Consider the following 26,955-nt stretch of genomic DNA (forward strand, 5'->3'; position numbering starts at 1 on the left):
TAGAAGGGTTAGTTTATTAAAAAACTCTCTTTAATCTGCTTTCGCCAGCGCCGTAATAGAAGTTAACTATTCTCTTATCACCTTTATTTGGAAGCAAGTAACTTAAAATGGTACTCTGATTAGTGGTGAAGTTTAAATTAGAATTATAATTTAAAACGTATAAGTTTTGAGAAGTATCATAAACAGTAGCTCTTGAAATTACACCTTTGGCATTTGCTACGATCCTTCCGGCAGCATCTCTTCTTAAATGAACGTATCCATAACCTCCTTCTAAAGAGCTGGTAATCATTATTTTTCCTGCACTGTTAGTAGTAGCACCTAGAAGCGGTTGGCTTTTAATAAGATTACCTATAATGTCGACAGCAGTAACATCTAATTTTGTGTTTGCATCAAATGTGCTTTGATTTAAATCATAATAATAACCGTTGTAATAATTATAGTTAGATACATTAAGGCGCTCTATCTGATAACCATCCGCAATTGCGCTCAGGTAAGCAGCACTGTTAGAGTTTCCATTTAATGGCAGGTAAAGTTCTCTACCTAATTTGTCTTTTGGAAATTTCAAATAAATAGGGCTGATAATACTCGGAATATTTGCAGCAAAAGAATTTACATTGAAATAAGTTTTAACTGAAGCTACATAAGGCAATTGAAACGGAATCGAAGCGGTTTCTGTGTCTTCTGTGCCATAAATGTATAATTTCTGGTCAGCTTCGATTTGTGCAAACTGAAAGGAATATCCACCTGGGGCAGCAGGTAATTTAAGTGAGTAAGTACCAGTTGCCGTAGTATAAGTTGGAAACTGAACGCTATATGAGCCATTGAAACCGTTAGGGACAGATGTAGAAGCCGTAACCAATACATTTCCGCCAACTTTTTCTGGTGTCGAATTGGTTAAATCAGTATCAATATATAATGTTCCGGAAATTTCGTTTAATAATTCTGTTGTATTCCACAACTTTGCTGTGCCCAAAGTAATGTCTTTACGCATAATTTGTGTTGCAGCATATCCAGTTTTGGTTATTAAAAACGTACTGGTAGGAAACAAATACAAAGATGAGAACGTTGCTATACCCTGTGCACTTGTTTTGGTCGAGAAAAGTTTGCCTTCCGATGAAACAATTACTTCTGCATCAGCAACTGGCGCATTCGTAACTACATCAGTAACGGCAACGCTGTAGTCTTGCTTGGCAGCAGCAACAGCACTTGTCCGGGCCAAACTGTCATTCAATTTTAACTGTTCAAGAGCCGCGGTGTTAATAAGTTGTTGCAGCGCGTTCGCACCTTTTTGTTTTAAAGTTTCTAAATCCAACTCATGCTGGTATTTCAACGTTAATAATTCCTTTTGGGCAGCAATTGCGTCTGCCTCTGAAAATTCGTCTTTTGAACACCCTGTGGCATAGAGAGCCAGGGCAACTAAGAATAGTCTGGTAAATTTTAATTTCATATGAGTTAATTCTGGATTAAGATTTTTAAATTACTGTACCGGAATGATCAGGCCCAGTTTAGCTATAAAAGAGTTGGATTTGATGTCGCTTCCGAAACCTACTTTTTCCATGTAGGAGTAGTTTTCCCTTGCCGGAGTTGCGCCAGCCATATATCTGAAGTCTAATAGCAATTTCACATTGCTGAATAATGGTAAACGCAGATCTGCCCCTACAATCAGGTTTAGTCTATCCCTGTTATACCTGCTGGTCACATTTTCTGAGTCTGATGCGGTAGTAATAATATCTTCTCCCGGCAATAAATCACCGGTCTTCTGATAACGCTCGGTTACGTTGAAGTTATAGGCATAACTCCCGCCAAGGTACAGGGCTGGTTTCCAATCTTTTCTTAACGGAATGGTGTACCTTAAAAGCAAAGGGATATTCAGGCTATTTAAATGCACGGAGCTGTTTTTAACATTTTTCGTTGTAAAACTCTCTGGCAAACCATACCTGGTATCATCTTTAAAAGTTAAGAGTTGGCCACCTTGTTGAGTATAGCTTGCCTCCAACTGGATACTCCATTGCTTATAAACGTTATAGGTAAGCAGTAATCCTGCATCATATCCGGTATTGGTTCCTGTTTGAGGCTGACCACTACTAAATTTATTTACTGTTAATCCTCCTGCAACGCCAATCTCAAATTTAGAGGATGTGGATTGAACATTAGCTGTATCAATCTTACTTTGTGCGTGGGCAGTATTTAATTGTAAAAAAAGTATCGCGAAGCCGAGAATATAAGCAGCATGTGGCTTGCAAATTGCAAAAAATTGCAACGTTGAGGTAAGAGGGCGCATTAGTTATTTGTTTGGTCGCCAAAAGTAGGAAATTTTTTCAAATATTATAATCGGCAATTTATTTTGAAAAATTTACTTTCAATTTGGTTAATAATCTCTTGCCGAAGGATGTATCATAAATTCGAACATCATACTAAGCTTGAAGAATGGCTTATAAAAACTACACTTTACAGCATTTCTGCAAGTTCAACGTGATATCTATCGATATTTGATTTTATTTACTTTATAAAAATGATTTCAATTTAAAAAGCAATCTAATTTGTTCATTTCTTTTAATGCTTGCCAAAAATTTTTATTTAAAAACTCCTTTGCATTCTTGAAAACGAGGTTAGAAACATTTTATCGAGAAACAAAAAAAAGTTTCTCGTAAATTTGTTTCTCGCATGGTGTAAATTAGATTAAAATTTAACAGAATGAAAAAATTGAGAGATCAGATTGGTTTAACACAAACAGATATGGCTAAACTTATTGGGAGTAATAAAACTTCTGGTAGTTTACATGAAAAGGGTTTACGTGAGCTTAATCCTAAGGCGTTAACTATGTTAAGTACTATTGAACTTTTGATGAATAATATGGACGAGATCCAGGCAACTGAAAGAATTAGCTTAAATGATCAGAAAGCTTTAGTAGCCATGCTGAAAAAGCTGGCTTACAATCAGAAACGTGCCACACAGAAATATGAAATTATTTGTGAAAAACTCTCGCGAATGGAAGAGACTTATGCCAGCAACCGTAAGCTCTGGCGTTTGCTTAATGAACTAAAAACAAGTTTGAAGGGTACTGCTGCTAACCCTTATGCAGGTGTTCTCGAAATCAGGTGTTTAGATAAACTTAAATCATGCGGCCTTCATCAACAAATTTTGCTCCGCCACCAACTTTCTATTTTGGAAGGCGAAATGGCTTCTGCGCAACAAATTATAGAGGAGTATAAGGGGTTTGGGGTGCCGGTAATGCAGTAATTTAATTAGCCTTAATCATATTGAAATGTTAGCAGGGCAGAAGGCTTAATGAACGGGCCACATTAACTGAACACATTTTAAGATTACTAATTTTATTACCTTTTCTATTCGAGTAAGTTTTGTTTATATGCATAAGTTATTTATATCCTATAACGCACAGTAGTTATATTTGCTAATATCATTAGCATTATGAAGCCAAAGGAACTTATAAGAGAAAGTGAAATGGAAAGAAGAGCGAAGAACTACAAACCTGAAGCACTACCAAAACCATCCATTACTTACTTTACCATATATGAATGTGCTAAAGCAGCTAATCATTGGATTTACGATCCGCAGATTAAACGATGGCAAACTCCTGAAGAGTTTCTGGAATTAGAAAAGAATATTTCTGGTGGCGAACCTAATAGACTGGAGCGTTTGCAAATTAAAGATCCTTTAGAGGGAATAAATGCTGCTTATGAACAGTTGCAATTTTTAAAGGATAGAATGGAAATTTTTGTGAAAAGGGTGGTAGATTATTATAAAAAGGGTTAGTGTGAGACACCAACCTGTAGGTTAAAGGAGAGGGATTCCTCAAGAAAATATTTGGAAAACCGTTTGATGATCATGAACGATAAGATTATTGTAAATATCCTGGCAGGGCTCGCGGCATATAGCTTCTTTCCAAAGAAAACATCGATCAAGTACCAGACTATCAAAACAAATCAATTGTGTGCCTTTTAATAATCTCAGGTTAATATGTAGTAATGATCAATACGATTATTCCATCTTAACTGATAAAGAATTTGAAATCTTTAGTGCTATAAAACAATACAATTTCGAACCTGAATTCTTATATTTAAGTAATTGCAGGTATGGATATGTTAAAGTTAAATAAGAAATTAATACTGGTATGTTGCATCTCATTATCACTGTCAATTTCCTGTAGGGAAAAAAGCAAGGATTTGACCAATGGCGTTTGTGGGATATTTGTAGCCGGAAAAGAAGGATTTTGGTTAGACATTCATTCTGATGATTTAAAGGCAGATGACATCTCATTTTATTTTAAGAATAAAAAAATAACACCCCAGAACAAAGAAATTGGAGTCAATAACATGATGTTTTTTCTTAATTTAGACTTAAAACTTGGAGATACTTTATCACTTAGATACAAGAAAAAAGATTATAAAATCTATGATTTTGCGAATTCAAAGGAAACAGCAATTGACGGTGCTAACCACGAAAAAATTACTATTTGCCGTGTTGCTACTGCGAAAATTAATGGCGTTAAAATCGCTGATGTCTATAACAATATTTTAAAAGTGAAGGTCGATTAGATGGATTTAACCACTTTATTCAATAGGTTTTACACCAGAATCATGATATTTAGCATTATATTTTTTGCTCTTATTTTTGCGACTACTTATTTTTCGATGCGGATTTTTATGGACCAGCCGGCTTCAAGCTGCCTGGATTGCTCATATTTGAAAGATACGCTATTCTTTTCCTTGTTTTCTCTACTGGTAATTCCTTTCGTTTTATTGATTCTGGATAAAGCTAAAATAGGTAAAGCCCTATTTTTACTAATCATTTCAGCAGTTTTCCTGTTAATGGCATTTATAAATAATTTCAATCTGTTTAAAGACAGGGTATCTTCCTGGAGTTCGTATAGTACGAAAGATGAAATCGTGGCTACGATAGCTCAATCATATCTCTATATGCTAACAGGATGTATCGTTACGCTTCTTATTTTTTATAAAATGTATAGGAAAGATGAAGCTTAATCAAATCTCTACTGAAGTCGATAAACGATTTCCGGGCACCAGAAGGCAATGTTTGTAAAACGTTCTTATTCTTGTCGTCCAGAATTTATCAATAGTATTGGTGGGGTTATAGAAATGAAACTGATTTAATGCTAATATTTGATATATGACGAAACAGAAAATTTCCGAAAGTGAAATTCCTTTAATCCTTAAAAAATTTAATAAAAGCCTGTGGTTTTCAACATTGGTTTTTCCTTTTATACTTGTAGTTATTTGCCTGCCGATCTATTTTTTATTCTTCTTCATCATTTTATTTCTAACAGGCAAGAATGATGAAAATTCACTTACAGTTTATATTGGGATAATTATCTTTTTAGTTTTCATCAATTTTTTATACGGTAAAATTGTAATAAACAAAAGGATAAGAAACAAAGACATCGATAAAATTAACCAAAATTTTACGGTTCTAAAAAAGGATAGTTATACCTACACTGCTGAAAATACTTCTAATAGTGAATATTACAGACTTTATTTATCAGATGAAAAAAAGGAAGAAGTAGGTATTTATATTTCTAAAGAAGATTACTTTGATATTGATGAAGGCCAATCTTTAAATCTAACTTACTATGAACTTTTAGATATTCCTGTTGAAGGTTTTTATGAAAATAAAGAATTAGATTTTTTCAAATTTTTTATAGTGAAGAAGTGGAAAAGAATTAAAAAACTAATGTCATTTTGATCAATGATCAGATTAATATACTTCCAAATCCTTAATGTTTGGCAATGCAGTAATATCATAATAACGAAGATAAATGATGTTACTTGTTACACACACCATAAAGGAAATAAATTACTGCTCAAGAATTTTCTTTAGTCCTTCTACCACTTCATTTTCAAGACGCATTATCTTTTCCTTTTTTGACTTGACGTACATGGCAATAGGAAATTGAAATATTACGAAAAACCAAGACACATTATCACTATTGGTTTTCGTAATTACATTACCTGTTTCAGGATTAGCATTTATCTGTACATTTCCTGTGATTGTAAAACTGCTGGTGCGAACTTGTAACATTCCAAAACTGGTTTGAATTTTATATTTTGGAAATGTTCTCTTAAGTCCGTCGATAAGTTCGCTTTTTGGAAAAGGCTTAAATTGTAAGTTTTGCATCAGATTGAAATTGTTTATTATTCTTCTTTTAAAACTGTTACATTAAAATTCACTTTTGTTTTACTAGATATTTTGTTAATCACAATAGCACCAATATAATTTCAGATAGCAGTATAACCTCCATTTTTGATTTCCGCTTTGTAATTAAGTGAATTGTCACTGTAATTTTTTGTAAGAGACTGATTTATCAAGATAGGTTCAATTCCCTGCACCAGTTTTTTAATAATTATAAGCGCCTGTTTGGAGAAATCGGTTGCGAAAATAGGATGATCACTTCCGCATGGGGCCAGTCCGATAGTATTTTTAAAGTGTAGCGTCGACTTAAGTTCTTCAATGGAACGTATAATCAAAAACATATCGGTTGTCGTTTAATCTATGATTACCGGAGGACAATCAGCTGCAAAAGATATTTTGGTGAATGTTACGTCGCCGCAATCTTGATCATTGACTTTTTTGCAGGATATAAGGCTGAATAGTAATAGAAAATAGAGAAAGGATATGTGTTTTTTAATGGTTATCATTAGATTGATATTTTATGAGAATCTGATTATCAATTTTATCTTATTCTGGTAAAAATGGTCGAAGGACCATCGTATGCATCTACCGAAATGGTTAGCGTATTATTATCGACAGTAAAATAAATTTTTGTCTCATTGGCTTTTCCGTCATATACTAGCTGGTTTTCTTCTTTCCTAGTTATAAGTGCTTGATAGGTAATGATTGCATAGGCTCCTTTACGAATAGTTTTCCCATCCCTCGTCATCGCATAAGTTGTTTCCGTAAATTTCGATACATTTCCTTTTCCAGGTTCATAATTAGTTCTTATCCCTGTTAATCCGTTAATTTCAGCTGTCAGTTCCCATTCTCCTATAATAGGATGAGTTGTTACGGTATTCTTCTTACAGGATAAGAATACAATTGAGAAGATAATGATCAGTACTGTTTTAAAATTTCTCATCATTTAGTTTTTATGTTAGTTACAGAATAAGTTAATAATTAGAAATGATAGGCTTTTATTTACTTTTGAATTGGCGAGTGATGAAAATCCTAAGCCAGGCGCAAAATAAAAACAGTCTAAATGTATTTTAAATCCTTAAACGGTAAATTATTTAAAAATGCTACACGATTATTGAAGCGTTATCAAGATATGTATTGGTGATTGAGAGCGCTTTTGATCTTTTTATTCTCAAAATATTTCAATAAGAATTTGATATTTACAATATCTTATGAAAACTCTTCAGCGCACAGGCTTTTGAAATTTCGTAAGTTGATAAATTATAATTTTTAAACAGTTTCTTAGCGTAATCAATCAAACTGTAGATTTTTTTCGTCAACATTACCTTATATCCCTAAAAGTAAATACCTTTGATAGTATCATATGATACTATAGTATGCCCTTCATAAAGCCCCCATATACCATTACGAGTGATATACTCACTTTGTTATCCAATGTTTCAGAAAAAATTGGCGAAATAAATGCTGTTCAATTAAACAGGCCTCCTGCAGAACTAAGAAAGTCCAATCGCATTAAAACTATACAATCTTCCTTATCCATTGAGGGCAATACAATGACAGAAGAGCAAATTACTGCCTTAATTAACAATAAAAGAGTTCTTGCCCCCCAAAAAGATATCTTAGAAGTCAAAAATGCCATTGAAGTATATGATATGCTCCATCATTTTAAACCATTTAAAATAAAGTCTTTATTAGAAGCACACAAAATATTGATGAATGGGCTAATTTTAAATGCTGGAAAATTTAGAACCGGGAATGTAGGTATTGTAAAAGGATCGAAAATTACCCATGTAGCGCCACAGGGCAACATGGTAAACGGACTATTAAGCAATCTTTTGGATTATGTTAGATATGATGAAGATCCCATCTTAATTAAAAGTTGTGTATTTCATTATGAGTTCGAATTTATTCATCCATTTGCAGATGGAAATGGACGCATAGGCAGGCTTTGGCAGACTTTATTATTAATGAATAAACATCTTGTTTTCGAATATCTTCCCGTTGAAAGTATAATCAAAACTGAACAAAACAAATATTATGAGGCCCTAAATAAATCTGATCGTCTTGGCCATTCTACACCTTTTATAATATTTATGTTAGAGAGTATTTTAAAAGCTTTAAATAGCTTATACCAAATTCCAAACATTTCCCTCCTGGAAGAAGACAGAATAGCTATTTTTAAAGAGGCGATAGGTAAAAAGCCTTTTACCCGTAAAGATTATCTTCAATATTTTAAAACGATATCTGCTGCAACAGCAAGTCGGGATCTTAAATCAGCGACAGAAAAAGGTATTTTAAATAAAATTGGAGATAAGAGACTAAGTAGTTACACTTTCGTGCAGTAACAATATTAGACAAAAAGAGGCTGTCTAATAATTATTAATGTATATTAAGATTTGTCATGTAAGCTTGTCGAAACACCATCAAGGACATTTTTTTACAAATCTTTCGACAGGCTCAGGATAACATTTTAATTTATGATACAACCTCTTTAAATTTTATTTCACTAAACCTCGGTATTACCGAACTATTGTACACCCAACTTGGCGCTTTTAGAACCTTTAAAGTCTTTGATGGTCTTTCCATCATAACGATGCACTCCGTTCATAGACCCAAACCAAATACTACCTTTATCATCTTCTAAAATTCCAAAAATCATTCCTTTATTTGTTATTTCAGTTACAGTTGGCTTTTTATTAGATAAGGACTTTTCATCATAACGGGAAAGTGTCCAAGATGAGGTATTCTTACCAGATGGTATCTTACTTATTTTATCAGCGCTTTCTGAACTCGTCCAAATATTGCCTTTTTTATCTTCGTAGATATAACCAACAAATTTCTGCGTAAAATTGGTAAATGTTTTGCCGTCATAGCGCCAAAGGCCATCCGCACCACCAAGCCAGATATTGCCTTTTTTATCTCCGATTATCGAACGAACGTTTGTAAAAGGTTTGCCGTCTTTATTGGTGATAGTGGTAAATGTCTTTCCATCATAAACGGTGGCATAGCCCCTTGTACCAAACCAAAGTTTTCCGGTTTTGTCTTCAATGATCGCATTAACATCATTATGCGTCCAATGATTTTTTGGAAGCGGATGTTGGTAAAAAGAAATATGGACAGAGTCAGCTTCAGTATGAACAGGTTCAGCCCCTGTATACACAGAATCAGCCTCAGTAAGGGGAGGGGCTTCGTTCATTTTAAAATTCCGAAAGGATTTCCCATCATAAAGGCTTGCTCCGCCTTCAGTGCCAAACCAAATGTGACCAGTTTTATCTTCATAAATATTAGTAACCCGATCATTGGCAAGTCCCTCTCTGGTAGTAAAATGTCGGAAAGATTTTCCGTTGTAGTAGTAAACCCCAGAACCAATAGAGGCAAACCAAAAATTTCCTTTTCTATCTTCTAAAACAGAAAAGAAACGTGCTGAACTTACTTTGCTGGTGATTTTGGTAAAAGATTTTCCATCATATTTAAAAACACCCTCCCATGAAGCAATCCAAATATTACCCTTTCTATCTTGCTTGATGTTACGAACAATACCAGTGGGTCCGTGAGAAGTGGATGCTTCTTCGGTTTCAACGGCATCCTGAGTGCCATTTTTTTGTTGGGCCTGTACTGGGAAATTGATTACTCCTGCCAGCATGATCATCAGGCTGTACAAAACATTTCTTTTATTTTTCATCTGGATATAGTTTTTTTAATGGTGATGAAGCCATCATGAGCCATATTGATTACTGTTTGTGAGTGTTTGCTCATGATGGTTTCATATCGCATCTAATTGATTCAGCGAAATTACTTTGATATCTTTCGGCTTGAGGGATTTGGATTGTAAATAAAAATGTAAACTTTGTAAATAAAAACTTGACACTATGCATCTTAGCCGAAATCTCCTCTCCGGGAAACATAAATACTTGTTCGGATTGATATTACTCTCGTTTACTGCTGTAATCTGTGCGGCTTTCAGCATGGAGGATAGTAACGATTTTGATATTTCCAGAAGGGAAGTTTTAATCAGAAGAATCGGACATGAACTACTTTTACAATCGGGCGATAGTACATCAAGAGTGCTCCCGGTAAAAAAGATCGCCGAAAATGAATACCAGATCAGGTTTGAGCATGATCTAACGTTTCAAACCGACTCCCTGGTGAATACTACCCGGCGTTTGTTAGTTCATGATCTGCTTGCATATGATTATGTGGTTAATGTAGTAAACTGCGGCAATGGCAGTGTAGCCTATGGATACGCGATATCCAAAAATAAAAAAGATAATATTGTAGCATGCCTAGGAAGAGTGCAACCCAGGGCATGTTATTGGATCAACATTAAATTCAAACCGACAGGAATAAATACTGCAAAGAATGGATATCTTTTGAGTAGCCTGCCATTTTTAGCATTTGTTGGTTTTATTTTTTTTAGATCTATTAAGCCACAAAAAGTTTTATCCGGCAATCAAGATACTGATATGTTTACTTTAGGGTCGGTGTTGTTCGAAGCAAAGAATCGGAAGCTGATCATAAACGAGAAGATAATAGACCTCACCGGAACGGAAACCCGTGTATTGCTCATTTTTGCATTGTCTCCCAACGAGACCATAGCGCGAAGCCGACTACAAAAAGAGATCTGGGAAGATGAGGGAGTTATTGTTGGGCGCAGTCTGGATATGTTCATCTCAAAACTTAGAAAAAAACTGGAATTTGATCCGAATATCAACATTGTTGTGATCCGTGGAAAAGGGTATAAGCTTGAAATTACTAATTTTATGTAATTAAAAACTTATAATTAATAGATCAGATAAAATTTAGGCTGGTTGGTGAGAAATCAACCAGTAGTTTAATAATTTTCCCGCAGATTCAGGAGATTTCGGCAGAACCCAGATAAAAAAATCAGCGGTGATCATTTTGATCTGCGGGACAAATCTTAGACGACAATCAATCATTCAATTGGTTAAATCATTAATTCAAAAACTGTTCTCTATATGCTGTCGGAGTTACGCCGACTTCTTTTTTAAACAGCCTCGAAAAATATGGAGGATTTTCAAATCCTAATAGGTAGGCCGTTTCTGCAATGGTATTTTCTGTGCTCATTAAAAGATTTTTTGCTTCCATAACCAATGCAATATGTATATGTTCCAACGCAGTTTTGCCCGTTTCTTGTTTTAACAGATCGCTTAAATACCTTGGGGAAACATTTAATTTTGATGCCATATAAATTACGGTTGGTAAACCCTCTTTTTGTAGACTTCCGTTTTCAAAATACATTTTCAAAGTTTCACTAAATTTCGACAGTGTTGTGCCTGAAAGCGGCATTCGGTTTAAAAACTGTCGTTTGTAATAGCGTTGTGAATATTTTAGTATAGAATCGATATGGGTGAGCATAATATCTCTGCTGTATTCATCTTGATTATTATAATATTCGCCTCTTATCTTATTAAACAAATCCCAGAGTGTTTCTTCTTCGTTAGGAGATAAGTGCAAAGCTTCATTAGCCTCATAGTCGAAGAAACTATATTTTTGAATAGCAGCGTGTAAGGAATGCTTAATTAAAAAATCCTCGTGAATATAAATCATAAAGCCTTTTTCAGTTAGTTCGATATCATTCATCTGAATGATTTGATTCGGCTTTAAAAAGAACATAGAGCCGTTATCGTGGTCGTATTTTGTCTTTCCATAAGAAACAGTTCCTGATTTTACCTTTTTTAAAGCAATTTTATAAAAGCCCAAAGTAAATGCTGGCTCTACAAATTTACAATCCCTGATGTCATCAAAAGTTACCAATCCAAGCATTGGATTCTCTGGGAGCGGAAATCCATTTGCGGTATATAATTCGCTGATTGTTTTATAGTGCTTCATACTGATGTTTTCAAAAGTTATTGTAAATCTCTCCGATTAGGAGCAGATTTACAACAAGTATTACTTAGGTGCCTTTCAGCAGTTTAGTTTTTAAATTATTGATTCAAGATACGTCACTCTAGGCGCTTCTAAAAGTTTCCCCATAAGAAAGCTGAAAAAACTTTTTACGTAAGCTTGTTCAAGATGCCAGTCATATAATTCCTTAGAAGTGTAAATGGCGAAAATAACAAGTGTATTTGGTTCCTCTTTTTTATAAGTTAATATGAAAACTTCGGTTCCTTCTTCAAGTAGGATTAAATCACGGGTTTGAATGGCATTTAACACTACTTCGTCAGTAAATTCAGGATCTACTGGAAATTCCACATGGGTAATAATTTTATCGTTCTTCATCATTATTAATTTTATGCTTCCTCAAATGCATAGATGTTTCAAATGTCTATGCCTTTACCTGATTCATCATGGCAAACGCCTCATCTGGTGATGATAAATAGAACTTCCTGAATCCGGCAGTTTCACCAGCATATATTTCAAAAACATCTTGCTCCATTCCCGCAAGCAAAACTGTTGCAACTTCAATTGGAGAGATTCCCTTTTCTCCTCCAATTTCTCTAGAAAATTCTGTATTTACCAATGAGGGCATTAATTCAAATACTTTTATAGCAGTATCTTTTGCCAGTGTATGGCGAAGTGAGAGGGTGTAGGAATGTACTGCTGCCTTGCTATCACAATAAGACGGAAGATTTGCTGAAGGAGAAATTGCACCTATTGAAGTTACGTTTACAATGGCAGCCTCAAGTTGAGATTTTAGCAATGATAAAAAGGCCTCTGTAATTCTTAGTACGGAAAAATAATTTGTTGCAAACTCTTCGGTTGCTTTTTCAAAAGCTGAAGCAGCTTCACCATGGGTATAAGCAAAGCCCCGCCCAGCATTATTGATGAGTATGCTTAATTCAGGATGATCACTTGATACTTTCTTTACTAAGCGTTCAACATCAACCGTACTATTAATGTCGCAAGGAATTACTGTAATATTTTTCAGCTTTTCGGCCGCTATATTTAATTTGCTTTCAGTTCTGCCAACAATAATTATTTTATTGTTTCTTTCGCTCAATATTTTTGCGGTTTCAAATCCAATTCCCGAACCCCCACCTGTTATCAGCACTGTTTTATTTGTAATATTCATTTTTAATAATCGAATTTTGTAATTTATTTTAATTCTTTGAGCATGGTATTTTCAAGCATTTTAGGAGCGAATTTTTGCAGAAATGCAATCATACCAGACATCTTACCAACAGGATTGCTGAATTTGGGTTGTTTAGTATCAATGAGCTTGGTAATAGCATTAACCACTGCCTCAGGAGACTGCGCTTCGTTCAATCCTTTTTGTGTAGCCGCATCTGCTTTTTTTCTCAAAGCGTCATATTCAGCAATATTGTTTCCTTTTGAAGCGATTGCGTTATGGCCTAAGTTGGTTTTAAACCAAACAGGTTCAACTACGCTTACCTTGATGTTAAATTGATTTAATTCAGACCTTAATGATTTAAAATAGCCTTCTACTGCATGCTTAGAAGCAGAATAATATGATAAGTTAGGTGGACCGATTAAACCTACAATAGAACTTACAGTGATGATTTGTCCGGATTTTTGTTTTCTAAATAGCGGTAACAAAGCGTTAGTGACTTTTACAGTTCCCCAAAAATTAGTTTCAAATTGTTTCCTTGCCACGTCCATTGGTGTCTCTTCCGCTAAACCCGTAACCATAAAACCAGCATTGTTTACTAAAACATCTAATTGCTTTGTTTCTTTAAGCAACTGTTCAGCAAATGAATTGATGGAGTTGTCATCATCAATATCTAAGCTTAATAATTTAAATGCTATTTTACCATTGTATTTCTCTGGTTCTCTGCTGGTACCAATTACATTAAAACCTTTTTTATGAAGGTCGTTCGCTAGCATCAATCCAAAGCCTGATGATGCTCCTGTGATTAAAATTGTTTTATTCATTTTCTTTGTTGATTAATTATAGGACAAAGTTAGGGTAGGGGGAAGCTTACGGATTATACAGAAGTAGGAAAGTGTGATACGTTTTTACGTTATGTCGTATAGAGAATGATTAGCAACAGGAAGATACTTCAAAATTGACCAACTGTCTCTTTGCTGGCTTGCATTATCTTTTGGAAATTCAGGCTGAATGGGAGATTGTTGCTGGCGGAACTCTCTCAACCATTTTTGGAAACGTATAGCAAGATATTGCCTGTTGTATACATTACATTTACTACATTCTCTTCCCGTTGTATACCTACACCTTTTTATTCTATGCTGGGATACAGATCCAAACCATTAAATTTTGATAAATTTCGGCAACGAATCATTTGCAGAATAGATCATTTTCTTTCAGGCACCGGAGGGCCACTTTGCGTTAATCTACGATTATGCAACATTACATTCATTTGAAACTGACCATAAAATTAAATCCTATTATTGCAGCTATCAAAAAACAATTAAATGGACAGATACTTATTGGAAATTGGTGCACAGGCACTAAGAAAAGCGGCATTGAATGAAGAATCGAAGAGCTACATATTAAGTAATCCTGCATTATTTCAGCTTTTTAAGAAAGCAGCAAACAGATATATTGGTGGCGAAACCCTGAATGAGACAATTCATAAAGTCAGAACCCTGAATAACCAAAAAGTTTCTATCGAGTTTATGGGGGAAAGTACCAGAACTGCCGCCGAAGCAAATGATTCTGCCAGGGAGTTTATACGGATCTGTCAACAAATTAGATTGCAGGAATTAGACGCGACAGTTTCTCTGGATCTTTCTCATATAGGCCTGGCAGTATCAAAAGAGCTGTGTTTGGATAATCTAAATGCAATCTGCGAGGAAGCCGCTAAATCAAAAATTGAAGTTATCATCAGTGCGGAAGGAACAGAAAGAACAGATGATGTAATTGATACTTATAAAAAAGGAATTAGAAATTATGACTATTTAGCAATAACTCTACAGGCTTATTTGCATAGAACACGGGAAGACTTTGCTGAAATTATAGAGGAAAAAGGAAGAATACGAATGGTAAAAGGTGCTTTTGAAACAGCAGAAGGGCTTTCTATGCCAAGAGGTGAAAAGCTCGATGAAATTTACCTGAATTATGTTGATCAATTACTGGCAAGGCAACATAAATGTGCAATTGCTACACACGACCAAAAAATACAGTCAGCAGCGAAATTACTTGTTCAGCAATATCAGCCTTCAAAAGATTTTTATGAGTTTGAAAGTCTTTTTGGTATTTGCAACGATCAGCTCTTTCAGTTAAAGGAAGAAGGTTATCAGACAAAGCTTTATTTTGTTTATGGAAAAGAATGGTACCTCTATCTATGTAACAGAATAGCTGAATATCCGATGAACATTTTTCAGGCGCTGAATGATGTAGTCTCTTAAATTTACTGTTCAATATCAAAATAGGTGTTAGCTTCAAGAGTATGCTACTGAAGATCATATCTTGCTATTTTATAGAAATCAATCAAATGATAAATACAAGAGGAATTAGCTTTGCGTCTTTATTCATTTCCTGCCTTTGCTTTCTTTTTAATTATTATTTCAAAAAGTGTTGGATAATTAAAGACTAATTCTTGCTCATCAATTTTATATGTTCGCTTTAAAATTTTTTTCATAAAAATTTAAGCCAGTTTAAAGTCTGATATAAATTTTTCCTTAACGGGTTTAATTTCTTTGCTGAGAATGTCGTTAGGCGATTTCTAGCAAAATACAAAACGGTAAAGTTAGAGTATGAAGGGAAAATAACTGTTTTGGAGGCAAAATTATTAGACGTTGAAAGTCCCAAGGTCAATATTAAAACTCAATTAATTACAGTAGTTAATATACTTCTATGGCTTAATTTACTACATAAAGATGGAGAAGTTGCCTAAAAAGAGAAAGATTCTTGTTTAGATCTTTCCAGAAAAATTGAGTTTTGGCGGAGAGTAAAATCGAACGACTCGTGTAAACGAAGGTGTATCAATTGTCTGTATGATCTCCAGCTAGTTAGATAGCAAAAAAAAAGTGGGCAAACATCGTCGAAACGTGTTTACCCACTAGGGTGGGCCCACCTGGGCTCGAACCAGGGACCAAAAGATTATGAGTCTTCTACTCTAACCAGCTGAGCTATAGGCCCCGAAAAAAAACAGTTGTTTTTTTGCGAGTGCAATGTTACTAATTTGCATCCAATTTTGAAAACTTTTTAGTAAAAATTTGCGTAAATCTGCCATCGACCTTATTTTCAGGTTAATGTATTTTTATAATTAGGTAGGTGTTTAAAGAATGTAGCACCATTTATTTAAGTAATGTTAAAAAATATTGGAATTTATGATTGTATAATCAATAAGTCAAAATTTAGCCCAACTACTTAAAGCCTAAATTTTATTCAAAATAAGTGTAGTTTTATATCCGTTATTACCGTAAATTTTTAGCTTTAAACGATCAAAGAATTGCTTCAGCGTTTCATAAAGAAAGATCATATCACACACTATGCCCACAGACTATAAACAATTGCAACACGAGGTAGAAAAATACGTTGGCAATTACTTCCGCACGCATCACGATCCGCGGTTGGTTTACCATAACCTCGAACACACCCAGGAAGTGGTAAATGCTGCACAGCAAATCGCCAACCACTACCAATTAAATGAGCAAGACTTTTTCACCATCACCGTTGCTGCTTATTTTCACGATACGGGTTATTTTGAAGAAGCATTAAAGCATGAAGAAAAAGGAGCAGAACTGGCAGATCAGTTTTTAAGTGAACACCAGGTAGGAGCTGAGGTGAGAGACAGTGTGAAAAGTGCCATCTTAGCCACGAAGATTCCACAGAGCCCGAAAAATCAGCTCGACAAAATTTTATGTGATGCCGATTTGTTCCATTTAGGATTGCCAGATTTTCGCCAGAAAGGCAAACTGATGCACAAAGAAGTGGAACTAATCTATCAACAAAAGATCAGTAAACAAGATTGGCGCAAGCGTGATATTCAGTTTATGGAATCTCATCGCTATCAAACCGACTATGTTGTGCTGCTGCTGAACGATCAGAAACAAGCCAACATCAGTAAGCTTAAGAGCAAACTAACTGCACAGGAAGAAATTAAAATAGAACAGGAAGAACCTAAAAACTTTGCCCCAAGCTTAGTGCCTGAAAATAATAAGAAGAAAGGTAAAGATGAACGTCCGGATAAAGGGATAGAAACCATGTTCAGGATTACCTCAGCCAATAATCAGCGTTTAAGCGATATGGCCGATAATAAAGCGCATATCCTGATCACCGTAAATTCCATCATGCTCTCTTTAATTGTGAGTTTACTTTTAAGGAGACTGGAAGATCATGGCAACCTGATTATCCCCACCTTCATTTTATTAATTGTGAGTTTAACCTGTGTGGTGGTATCCATCTTATCAACCCGTCCATCTATTCCTAAAGGCGAATTTACCCAGGAAGATATGGACAACAAAAAAGTGAACCTGTTGTTTTTTGGTAACTTCTATAAAATGAGTTTACCCAGCTATACCGAAGGGATGATCCAAGTGATGAATGATAAAGACTTTCTTTATGGCACACTCATTACAGATGTTTATTCTCAGGGTGTTGTGCTCGGCCGCAAATATAAACTTATCCGTTTGGCATACAATATTTTCATGTTTGGATTAATAGCCGCGGTATTTGCCTTCGTTATTGCCTACGCAGCTTACGGAAAACTTTAATGGAACAGATGATTGAAACAGCCTTATTTAACAGAGATTTAAGCTGGTTAAAGTTTAACGAACGCATTCTTACCGAAGCTGGCCGGAATACCGTTCCTTTACTGGAACGCATTAAATTTCTTTCGATTTTTTCTTCCAATCTTGATGAGTTCTATCGTGTACGGATGCCCGTATTACTCGCGCTGGAGAAATTGAGCAACAAAGAGAATAACGATATTCACCTGGAAGAAGATTTACTTCAAAGTGCGAATGAACTGATTTCCCGCCAACAACAACAATATGGCAGGGTGTTGCAACTGGAAGTTATTCCACAACTTAAAGCGCATCAGATTAACCTGCTTTACGGTCAGCCGTTTCCACAACAGATTCAAAAAACATTAACGCGTTACTTTCTGAGTCAGGTGATGGCGTTTTTGCAGCCGGTTTATATTGATGATAAAACTGATTTTTTTCCATCAAACAATGAGTTGTACTTCCTCATTACGTTAAAAAATGGAAGTGATACCAAAGCCGTAATCTTAAATATTCCATCAAATGAATTGCCGAGATTTTATAAGGTAGAAAATGCTGGTGAAACGTTTGTTGTCTTTCTGGATGATCTTGTTCGCTTTCACCTGAATCGTGTATTTCCTAACGACGAAGTTTTAGGTTGCTTTAGCTTTAAAATTACCAGAGATGCCGAAATTGATTTAAAGGATGAATATTCCGGGAGTTTATCCGATCAGCTGGAGAAGCAACTGATGAAACGTGATTTGGGTTTAGCCACCCGCTTCCTTCATCAGCCAGGCATTCCGGCCAATGTTTTCGAGGTGGTTAAAAAACTTTTCAATCTCAAAAAAGCAAATATGGTAGAGGGTGGTCAATACCATAATTTGAAAGACTTGATGGGCTTTCCGGTAAAAAATGATCAGCTTTCGAATCAATCATGGGGAAAAATTTGCAATACCGACTTTGCAGAAGGTACACTTACCGAGGCTATTGTAGAAACAGATATCATTATCCATACCCCGTATCAAAGCTACGAAAGTGTGCTCCGGTTCTTCAATGAGGCCGCAATAGATGAAACGGTGAAAGAAATCTACATCACACTTTACCGCGTAGCGAGCGATTCTAAAATTGTTAATGCCCTGATTAGTGCCGCAAAAAATGGAAAGAAAGTAACTGTTTTGGTGGAACTGAAAGCCCGGTTTGATGAAGCGAATAACATTAAATGGGCTAAAAAAATGAAATCGGCCGGTGTGGAGATTATCTATAGCGTTACGGCACTTAAAGTTCATGCAAAGGTGGCCTTAGTGAAACGGAAAATTGAAGGCAGAATGCACTATGTAGGTTTATTTGCTACGGGCAACTTTAATGAAACTACAGCTTCATTTTACACCGATCATATCTTAATGACCGCGCATAAGGAAATGCTACGGGAAGTGGAATTGTTGTTTATTTTTCTTGCCAAACGTGTTAAACCAAGTTCAGCAGATCTGATTCCTTTTAAACATTTGCTGGTGGCACAGTTTAATTTGCAGCAAACCTTTCTGCATTTAATTGATCGGGAAATTGAACATGCTACTCAAGGTAAACCAGCAGGCATTACCATTAAAATGAATAACCTGGAGGAAAAAGTTTTGATAAATAAACTTTACGAGGCTTCAAATTCCGGGGTGAAAATAGAAATGATCGTGAGGGGGATTTGCAGGTTGATTCCAGGTGTAAATGGAATGAGCGAAAATATAAAAGTAACAAGAATTGTAGATCGTTATCTGGAGCATGGCCGAATTTTTGTTTTCCATAACCTGGGCAAACAAGATCTGTATTTAGGATCTGCAGATTGGATGAATAGAAATATCTATCGTAGAATAGAAGTATGTTTTCCAATTTACGATGAAAAAATCAAAAAAGAAATTCTGGATCTTATCGAAATCCAGAAACAAGATAACGTACAAGCTGTGCTGATTGATGAAAAGATGGATAATATCCCCGTTCAGACAGATGAAACTGCCCTTTCTTCACAGCAAGGGATCTATCAATATTTAAAAGACAAGTATTAAATTTTAGGTTATGAATAAGAATAAAACAAAATTAGCATCCATAGTAATTGCATTTGCAATCGCCTTTATCGGCGTTTCCTGTGTGAATGAAAAACATGATGATCAAGCTAAAGATAAATCAAAAGCAAATACCGAAAATACAGCAGCTAGTGCTAAAAAAACTGATTTTTCTTACGATCTGACCAATCCGGTAAAGTACAATATGCCTCAAAACTTATTCGAAATTTCTGGTATTACCTTTCATAACGGCGACCCAAAACAAGTTTTCGCCATTCAGGATGAAGATGGCGATTTGTTCCACCTTGGTTTGGAAGATAAACAAGCAAAATACACCAAATTTGGAGGGAAAGGCGATTATGAAGACCTCGCCATATTAAAAGATCAGGTGATCATTTTAAAAAGTAATGGCGAATTGCATACTTTTCCGCTATCAAAAATTAATGCTCCAGAAGTAACAGATGTAATTAAAACCAAAGATCTGGTACCGAAAGCAGAATATGAAGGCCTGGCTGCAGATGAAAAAGCCGCTACGGTTTATGTGCTCACCAAGGAAGTGAAGAAGGGTAAAAAAGGAGAGACTGAAATCTTCGCATTTAAATTTGATCAGGGAAGCTATACACCAGCCGGAAATTTTTCGTTGGCGCACGATAAGATTGCTGAAGTAGCTGGCGCATCAAAAATGAATTTCCGCCCTTCTGCCTTGGCTAAAAACCCTAAAACAGGAGAGTGGTATGTGCTTTCTTCTATGAATAAGTTGTTGGTTATTACAGATGAAAACTTTAAAATTAAATCAACACAGGCCTTAAAGGGAAATGCTTTTAACCAACCAGAGGGGATTGCTTTTGATAAAGATAATAACTTATATATTTCAAATGAAGGCGGAACGCTATCTGCCGGAAATATTTTAATGTTCAAGTCGAAGTAGAATATCGAAATTCCTTATCTTTATCAGCAATAACCTACAAACATGATAAAAACGTTTACCCTTATTGCTGCATTCTTTTTTTTTCTTTGTTTCAGTTCTTTTGGCCAGGATGATGTGAAATACCGTGTAATCCTTTTTGGCGATGCCGGAGAGATGAATCAGGGGCAAATGCAGGACCTTAAAAACGCGGCCAAACAAATTATTCCAAAGAAAACGACCGTAGTTTATCTAGGCGATAACATCTATCCAACAGGCATGGGTTTGCCCGGAAGTGCGAATGAAGAAGAAACCAGAAAAATTTTACGTTCACAATTCGAACCGATGCGCAAAATGGGTGCCTCGGTTTATTTTGTGCCTGGAAACCACGATTGGGATAAATCAGGCCCGAATGGCCTGGCTAAAATTAAAGCTCAGGATGATTATTTAAGGGCACAGAATGATCCGCTGTTAAAATTACTTCCCGCTAATGGATGCCCTGATCCTGTAGCGATAAACTTAACAGATAAATTAACCATTATTGCTTATGATAGCGAATGGTGGTTATTTCCATACAACAAATCCAATCCGGACGGAGAGTGCGATTGCCGCACTAAAGATGATGTTTTGGTGAAAATGGAAGAGTTGCTGGAGCAAAATAAAAATAAGGTTATTCTGTTGGCATCACACCATCCATTTCAAAGTTATGGTCCGCATGGCGGATATTTTAACCTCAGAAATCACCTTTTTCCTCTTACTTCATTAAAGAAGAACCTGTATATCCCTATGCCCGTTTTAGGCTCAGTTTATCCCTTTCTGAGGTCTACATTTTTAAGTCCGGAAGATTTGAATCATCCAGCATATAAAGATATGATCAGGTCGGTAAATGGTGTTTTTGGAGATTATCCAAACGTTACCTATGTGGCTGGTCATGAACATGGTTTACAGTTAATTAAAAGCAAACAGTTACAGATTATCAGTGGTTCAGGCTCGAAGATTTCCCCAAATAAAAAGGGGAAAAATTCTTTGTTTCAGGAAATGCAACAAGGCTATGTGGTTGCAGATCAGCTGATGAACAATGATATGCGTTATGAATATTATATCTATTCGGATACCAGTGTTAAAAAGGTTTACAGCTACGTTAAAAAGTTTGAGCAAATTCCTTCCATTGTAAAAAACAGAGATAAACCGCTCACTGCTGATAGTATTTTCGTTCGCATTAAGCCAGAATACGACAGCGTTGGCCGCTTCCATCGTTATGTTTTTGGTGAAAATTACCGCAAGGAATATGCAGAAAGAACAAAGGTTCCGGTGTTGCATATGTCAAAAATGATGGGTGGTTTAAAAGCAACCCAACGTGGCGGTGGTAACCAGTCGCGTTCGTTAAGATTAGAAGATAAAGATGGTAAAGAGTATGTATTGCGCAGTATAGAAAAGTTTCCGGAAGTATTGCTACCCGAAGCATTGCGAAATACTTTTGCAAAAGACATTATTAAAGATAACATGTCTGCGCAACATCCATTTTCCGCTTTGGTTGTTCCAGAACTTGCAAAAGCAGCTAAAATTCCACACACCAGTCCGATTATAGGCTGGGTTTCGCCAGACGATGGATTGGGTGAATTTGAATCTGCTTTCGCCAACACGTTGTGTTTATTCGAAGAAAGAGAGCCTGTTGGCGAATCAGACAGTTCTCCTAAAATGGATAAAAAATTAACAGATGATAATGATAACAAATTAGATGGTCCGGCCTGGGTAAGAGCTAGATCGTTAGATGTACTTTTAGGCGATTGGGACAGGCATGAAGATCAATGGCGTTGGAAAGAAACTAAAACCGATGATTGGTCGAAATACGCACCAGTTCCCCGAGATCGTGATCAGGTATTTTTTAGAGCCGATGGTGCCTTGCAGCGTTTTACACAAGCATCTTCATTGCTTCCAATGATGCAGGGCTACGAACGTCCGTTAAAGAATATTAATTGGTTTTTGTGGGAAGGTAGGGAAATCAGCAGCCGCTGGACCGCCAACATAGAAGAAGAACAATTTGATCAGATTGTAAAAGACTTCTGCGCAAACTACAATGATGAAGTTTTTGAAAGAGCACTCCGTAAACTTCCCGAGCCCAGCTATTCATTACACCATGATGAATTTCTGAAAACCCTTCGCGAGCGGATTGCCAACTTACCTAAACTGATGAATGATTACTATCACTTCTTCAACCGGATTGTAGATATTGAAGTAACTAACAAAAATGAATTCATTAGCATAAGTGATTCTAAAAATAATGGTTTACGGGTAAAAATCAATAAAATATCTAAAGAAGGGAACATTAAGGATGAATTGTTTAATCGGGAGTTTGATCCGAAAGTGACTAAAGAACTTCGTTTTTATCTGCATAATGGAAATGACAGCTTAATTCTTGATAATAAAAACGCGGCCATCAAGATTAGAATTATAGGCGGTAAAGGAAGTAAATATTATAATTTCGAGAATAGCAACGCTAAGGTAAAGTTGTACGGCAGAACAGATCATGCCACATATACTGGAGCGGATCAAGATAAAATAAGAAAAATCATTTCAAACGATACTTCAAACTTTACTCATATTCCTAAAGATTTGTATATAAGAAGGTCTTATAATTTAAATGCAGGTTTTAATAATGATGATGGCATCTTACTGGGATTGGTTTTCAGACAGACAAATCCAGGTTTCAGGAAGCAACCATGGGGAAATTCGCAAACCATTTCATTTTTGCACTCATTCTCTACCAGGGCATTTCGTTTCAATTATAAAGGCGAGTGGTTAAAGGCTTTAGGAAAAGGCGATTTTATATTAAAGGCAGATGCCAATGCTCCGAACAATACCCAGAACTTTTTTGGATTAGGGAATGATACCCGGTTTGATGAGCATGGAGATGAAATCAGGTATTACAGGGCCAGGTTTAATTTATATCATATTGATGCAGCCATCAGGTGGCGGAGGCCAAAATCAACGCTTTCAATCGGTCCATCGTTCCAGTATTATAAGTTTAACCAGGAAGATAATGAAGGGCGATTTATCTTAAATTCGGGTCAGCTGCGATCTGCTGATAGCTTAACCGTTCGTAATGAAAAAATGTTTGCAGGTGCAATTGTCAATTTCACAAATAACACGCGTGATAATGACTTACTCCCTACACTTGGTAGTTTTGTTGATTTTAAACTGTTGGGTTATAAAGGCGTTAACAAATATTCGAATTCGTATGGGCAGTTTTTAGCAAGCATCGCCTTATATAAAAATCTTGATGGTAGAAAAAACTTTATCCTGGCAGATCGTTTTGGTGGAGGGGTAACTGTAGGGAAACCTGCTTTCTACCAGTCTATGTTTTTAGGAGGGCAGGGGAATTTGCTCGGCTATCGCCAGTTCAGGTTTGCCGGAGAACATGCGCTTTACAATAACTTAGAATTAAGGGCAAAATTGGGAGACTTGGTCAGCTACGTATTACCCGGACAAATTGGCTTATTGGGCTTTTATGATGTAGGCAGGGTTTGGAAACGCAACGAAGTATCTAATACATGGCATCACGGCGTTGGAGGTGGGGTTTATTTTGCTCCCGCATCACTCACAGTTGTTCGATTAGTAGTTGGTCACTCCTCAGATGGCTGGTATCCATACATTTCTTTAAACTTTAGGTACTAAATTTGCGTAACTTTAGTATAACCAAGTGATCAAAGTATTACGTTTTAAAGACCAGTTATAGAAAAACGGCTAATATCTTTGTAGTGAACAAGATAGCGGTAAGTTACACCACAGAAAGGAAATACAACATGAATACCAATGTAATACAAATACATAAAAACGAATGTGTAAATGCTCAGGTAGAATCATATCTATCTTTTCGTCCACTTGTGGAGTATTTGAAGCGAAGACTGAAAACGGAGAAATCTGTAAAGTCTGAATTTTACAGGTTTTTATTAGAAAAGATTCAGAAAGATGAGGTGCTTTTAAGCAGTATCAGTGCGAATGAATTGGTAAAATATAAAGATACTTTAGAATTAATTTTTACCATTCTTACACCTTTAATGGATAATGAGGATGACTTTTTCTGGGCATTGAGTACACCAATACCAGATGAAATTTTCTTCAGTACAAATGCATTTTATAATTTTTTTAAAGATCACGATCCAAAAAATAAAGTCTCAAAGGATACAGACCCTGTAGAAAAAAAACAGCTTAAGTTTGTTTATAACATCATTCTGGATCGCTTTTATAATTTCACTTCTGTGCTTAAGAATGAAATTATTTATGGGCATATTAATGAAGAAACCAAGCTAACGCAATACTACAACATTCAAACAGATGCTAAATTTGTTGATATTAAGCATAAAAATGCGCTCCCGGAACTTAATTTTGAAGAATTAGGAAAGGCTTTCCAGGAAGATAGAGAGCTGGAGTATTTATTTAATCGTTTACCACTTACAGATTTTGTATTTGAAGGTTTTAGTATTATTTCGATTACTGATGTAACCTTACAGCATTCTATTGATGGGATTCGCGATGCTTTGGTGAATCATAATTATCAGACTGAAGCCTACAGCCACGTAATCCAGGCATTAAAAAGTTTAAGCGGAAATGGAAACCTGGAATTTGGTTTAATGCCCTTTTTAACGGTTAATAATAAACTCGTTTTTGATAATAAGGAATTCTCCCAGAGTAAATTAATTAATTCGGCAAAAGCTTCTTATTTAGAGGAAGAGGTATTTTATGCGCTGGTTGATAAATACAAAGAGAATCCAAGAGCTATTTTTGTATCTGCTATTAATGATGATCAGATTTCAAAAGATCCGTTCCTGAAAGTGCTTAAGGAGGCAGGAGTTTGCTCTTACTCTGTATTGCCGATTTATTACAATACGCAGTTAGCAGGAGTTTTAGAGGTTTATTCTGATCATGAAATTATAATTGATGATAAATTATTATCGAGGTTACGTCCGGCAATGCCCCTGATTGGTCAGCTTTTTCAATATAATATTGAGGATTTTGATGCAAAGATGGATGAAGTGCTAATGGATAAATTCACTGCCTTACAGCCTTCTGTTCAATGGAAATTTAATGAAGCCATCTGGCGTTTTCTGCAGAAAAATAACGGTAAGACTAAGATCACTGAAATAGAAACCGTTACATTCAAACATATGTATCCGTTATTTGGAGCCATTGATATTCGTAACTCCACTATTGAGCGAAATAAGGCGTTAAAGGATGACTTAACCGTGCTTTTAAATAACTTGATGCAGGCACTTAAAGCCATTAAGAAAACAGTTTCGCTAGAGATTACAGATAAAATTCTGTTCAATTGTAAAGACTGGATAAAAAGAATAGGGCAGCTGGCTTCTTCTAATGAAGAAAACCAGCTTACTGAATTTTTAACTGTGGAAGTATATCCATTTCTCTCGATCATTAAAGCCAACTACCCTCAAACTGCAGAAATTGTTGAAGAATATTTTCAGTCCATTGTTCCTGAAACAGGTGCAGCTTTTGCCAATCGCAGACAGTTGGAGGTTTCTATGCAAATGATCAACACTGAAGTAAGTCAGTTCCTGGAGAAATCTCAGGCAAACCTGCAAGCCTCTTATCCTTGTTATTTCGCTAAATTCAGAACAGATGGGGTAGAGTATGATATTTATATTGGTCAGGACATTGCGCCTGAGAAACCTTTCGATTTATTGTATCTGAAAAACATTCGTTTGTGGCAGTTAACCTCTATGGTTGAAATTGCAAGATTATCTAAAGCACTGATTGTCGAAATGCCTCGTCCTTTAGAAACAACACAGCTTATCTTTATCCACTCAAATGCAATTGATATCAGTTTTAGAAATGATGAAAGAAGGTTTGATGTGGAGGGCGCATATAACATTCGCTACGAAGTGGTTAAGAAAAGGATTGATAAAGTTCAGATAAAGGGCAAGAATGAGCGCTTAACGCAACCCCATAAAATAGCCATGGTTTATTTTAATCCCGATGAGGCGAAAGAATACATGGAATATGTGAAGTACATGCAGGTTCAGGGTTATTTTAATGATGATTTGGAACAACTTGAACTGGATGAATTACAAGGCGTTTCTGGATTAAAAGCATTACGTGTTGGTGTTAAATATACTGAAAGCAAAAAAGAAACAAATAAAAAATTAAAACCAAAAGAGTTGGAATCAATTGAAAAAGAGATTGCCTCTATGATGCAGAATTAATTGACCTTATTTAAAGGCTGTATCA

General features: G+C 35.7%; 22 protein-coding genes, 1 tRNA gene and 1 pseudogene. 13 read left to right on the forward strand and 11 right to left on the reverse strand.

Going from position 1 to position 26,955, the window contains the following annotated elements:
• Positions 1–16 precede the first annotated feature (16 nt).
• Positions 17–1,447: a hypothetical protein gene (locus ACN1CD_RS18685; RefSeq protein WP_419131943.1), complete on the reverse strand. Its 1,431-nt coding sequence runs from the start codon at positions 1,445–1,447 to the stop codon at positions 17–19.
• Between the two features lie 30 nt (positions 1,448–1,477).
• The gene (locus ACN1CD_RS18690) at positions 1,478–2,281 is read right to left on the reverse strand and encodes a porin family protein (protein WP_419131944.1); all 804 of its coding nucleotides are present in this window, start codon (positions 2,279–2,281) and stop codon (positions 1,478–1,480) included.
• A gap of 413 nt (positions 2,282–2,694) precedes the next feature.
• On the opposite strand from ACN1CD_RS18690, the gene ACN1CD_RS18695 reads away from it, so the two are divergent.
• The 4 genes and pseudogenes from ACN1CD_RS18695 (at position 2,695) to ACN1CD_RS18710 (ending at position 4,556) form a co-directional block, all read left to right on the forward strand.
• Positions 2,695–3,240: a hypothetical protein gene (locus tag ACN1CD_RS18695; protein WP_419131945.1), complete on the forward strand. Its 546-nt coding sequence runs from the start codon at positions 2,695–2,697 to the stop codon at positions 3,238–3,240.
• A gap of 189 nt (positions 3,241–3,429) precedes the next feature.
• Positions 3,430–3,774, forward strand: coding sequence for a hypothetical protein (locus ACN1CD_RS18700; protein WP_419131946.1), 345 nt, complete (start codon positions 3,430–3,432; stop codon positions 3,772–3,774).
• A 42-nt stretch (positions 3,775–3,816) separates the two neighbouring features.
• Positions 3,817–3,963: pseudogene (locus tag ACN1CD_RS18705) on the forward strand (IS982 family transposase); the annotation flags it as partial.
• A gap of 221 nt (positions 3,964–4,184) precedes the next feature.
• Positions 4,185–4,556 carry a hypothetical protein gene (locus tag ACN1CD_RS18710; protein ID WP_419131947.1) on the forward strand — a complete coding sequence of 124 codons (372 nt, stop codon included), beginning with the start codon at positions 4,185–4,187 and terminating at the stop codon, positions 4,554–4,556.
• Between the two features lie 86 nt (positions 4,557–4,642).
• On the opposite strand, the gene ACN1CD_RS18715 is transcribed toward ACN1CD_RS18710, so the two are convergent.
• Positions 4,643–4,852: a hypothetical protein gene (locus ACN1CD_RS18715; RefSeq protein ID WP_419131949.1), complete on the reverse strand. Its 210-nt coding sequence runs from the start codon at positions 4,850–4,852 to the stop codon at positions 4,643–4,645.
• A gap of 296 nt (positions 4,853–5,148) precedes the next feature.
• Here ACN1CD_RS18715 and ACN1CD_RS18720 point away from each other — a divergent pair, with 296 nt between their 5' ends.
• The gene (locus ACN1CD_RS18720) at positions 5,149–5,721 is read left to right on the forward strand and encodes a hypothetical protein (RefSeq protein WP_419131950.1); all 573 of its coding nucleotides are present in this window, start codon (positions 5,149–5,151) and stop codon (positions 5,719–5,721) included.
• Positions 5,722–5,832: 111 nt separating this feature from the next.
• Here the strand turns inward: ACN1CD_RS18720 and ACN1CD_RS18725 are convergent, their stop codons facing one another.
• Entirely contained in the window at positions 5,833–6,153 is a 321-nt protein-coding gene (locus ACN1CD_RS18725) for a hypothetical protein (RefSeq protein WP_419131951.1), read from the reverse strand.
• 556 nt (positions 6,154–6,709) lie between these two features.
• Positions 6,710–7,114: a hypothetical protein gene (locus tag ACN1CD_RS18730; RefSeq protein WP_419131952.1), complete on the reverse strand. Its 405-nt coding sequence runs from the start codon at positions 7,112–7,114 to the stop codon at positions 6,710–6,712.
• Between the two features lie 430 nt (positions 7,115–7,544).
• On the opposite strand from ACN1CD_RS18730, the gene ACN1CD_RS18735 reads away from it, so the two are divergent.
• On the forward strand, positions 7,545–8,513 hold the full coding sequence (locus ACN1CD_RS18735; protein WP_419131953.1) for a Fic family protein: 969 nt from the start codon (positions 7,545–7,547) through the stop codon (positions 8,511–8,513).
• A gap of 182 nt (positions 8,514–8,695) precedes the next feature.
• Here the strand turns inward: ACN1CD_RS18735 and ACN1CD_RS18740 are convergent, their stop codons facing one another.
• Positions 8,696–9,850 (reverse strand): ligand-binding sensor domain-containing protein, encoded by a 1,155-nt coding sequence (locus ACN1CD_RS18740; RefSeq protein ID WP_419131954.1) that lies wholly within the window; start codon positions 9,848–9,850, stop codon positions 8,696–8,698.
• 187 nt (positions 9,851–10,037) lie between these two features.
• On the opposite strand from ACN1CD_RS18740, the gene ACN1CD_RS18745 reads away from it, so the two are divergent.
• Positions 10,038–10,934, forward strand: coding sequence for a winged helix-turn-helix domain-containing protein (locus ACN1CD_RS18745; RefSeq protein WP_419131955.1), 897 nt, complete (start codon positions 10,038–10,040; stop codon positions 10,932–10,934).
• A 187-nt stretch (positions 10,935–11,121) separates the two neighbouring features.
• Here the strand turns inward: ACN1CD_RS18745 and ACN1CD_RS18750 are convergent, their stop codons facing one another.
• The 4 genes from ACN1CD_RS18750 to ACN1CD_RS18765 all read right to left on the reverse strand — a co-directional run bounded on the left by ACN1CD_RS18750 (position 11,122) and on the right by ACN1CD_RS18765 (position 14,022).
• Positions 11,122–12,018 (reverse strand): helix-turn-helix domain-containing protein, encoded by an 897-nt coding sequence (locus tag ACN1CD_RS18750; RefSeq protein ID WP_419131956.1) that lies wholly within the window; start codon positions 12,016–12,018, stop codon positions 11,122–11,124.
• Between the two features lie 90 nt (positions 12,019–12,108).
• On the reverse strand, positions 12,109–12,411 hold the full coding sequence (locus ACN1CD_RS18755; RefSeq protein ID WP_419131957.1) for a putative quinol monooxygenase: 303 nt from the start codon (positions 12,409–12,411) through the stop codon (positions 12,109–12,111).
• Positions 12,412–12,454: 43 nt separating this feature from the next.
• The gene (locus ACN1CD_RS18760) at positions 12,455–13,201 is read right to left on the reverse strand and encodes an SDR family oxidoreductase (protein ID WP_419131958.1); all 747 of its coding nucleotides are present in this window, start codon (positions 13,199–13,201) and stop codon (positions 12,455–12,457) included.
• Positions 13,202–13,224: 23 nt separating this feature from the next.
• Positions 13,225–14,022, reverse strand: a complete 798-nt coding sequence (locus ACN1CD_RS18765; protein WP_419131959.1) for an SDR family NAD(P)-dependent oxidoreductase — start codon at positions 14,020–14,022, stop codon at positions 13,225–13,227.
• 501 nt (positions 14,023–14,523) lie between these two features.
• Here ACN1CD_RS18765 and ACN1CD_RS18770 point away from each other — a divergent pair.
• Positions 14,524–15,459: a proline dehydrogenase family protein gene (locus tag ACN1CD_RS18770; RefSeq protein ID WP_419131960.1), complete on the forward strand. Its 936-nt coding sequence runs from the start codon at positions 14,524–14,526 to the stop codon at positions 15,457–15,459.
• A gap of 659 nt (positions 15,460–16,118) precedes the next feature.
• Here ACN1CD_RS18770 and ACN1CD_RS18775 read toward each other — a convergent pair.
• Positions 16,119–16,192 (reverse strand) — tRNA-Ile (locus ACN1CD_RS18775).
• Between the two features lie 353 nt (positions 16,193–16,545).
• Between ACN1CD_RS18775 and ACN1CD_RS18780 the strand changes: the two genes are divergently transcribed.
• From ACN1CD_RS18780 to ACN1CD_RS18800, 5 genes are all read left to right on the forward strand, one after another.
• Positions 16,546–17,769, forward strand: a complete 1,224-nt coding sequence (locus ACN1CD_RS18780) for a Pycsar system effector family protein (RefSeq protein WP_419131961.1) — start codon at positions 16,546–16,548, stop codon at positions 17,767–17,769.
• Positions 17,769–19,811: a polyphosphate kinase 1 gene (ppk1, locus tag ACN1CD_RS18785; protein WP_419131962.1), complete on the forward strand. Its 2,043-nt coding sequence runs from the start codon at positions 17,769–17,771 to the stop codon at positions 19,809–19,811. Before ACN1CD_RS18780 ends, ppk1 begins: the two co-directional genes overlap by 1 nt.
• A gap of 10 nt (positions 19,812–19,821) precedes the next feature.
• Positions 19,822–20,736 carry an SdiA-regulated domain-containing protein gene (locus tag ACN1CD_RS18790; protein WP_419131963.1) on the forward strand — a complete coding sequence of 305 codons (915 nt, stop codon included), beginning with the start codon at positions 19,822–19,824 and terminating at the stop codon, positions 20,734–20,736.
• Between the two features lie 42 nt (positions 20,737–20,778).
• Complete coding sequence (locus tag ACN1CD_RS18795; protein WP_419131964.1) at positions 20,779–24,387, forward strand: metallophosphoesterase; 3,609 nt, start codon at positions 20,779–20,781, stop codon at positions 24,385–24,387.
• 83 nt (positions 24,388–24,470) lie between these two features.
• Positions 24,471–26,930, forward strand: coding sequence for a GAF domain-containing protein (locus ACN1CD_RS18800; RefSeq protein ID WP_419131965.1), 2,460 nt, complete (start codon positions 24,471–24,473; stop codon positions 26,928–26,930).
• Positions 26,931–26,955: the final 25 nt, after the last annotated feature.

Source organism: Pedobacter sp. N23S346 (assembly GCF_048515415.1).
Lineage (GTDB): Bacteria > Bacteroidota > Bacteroidia > Sphingobacteriales > Sphingobacteriaceae > Pedobacter.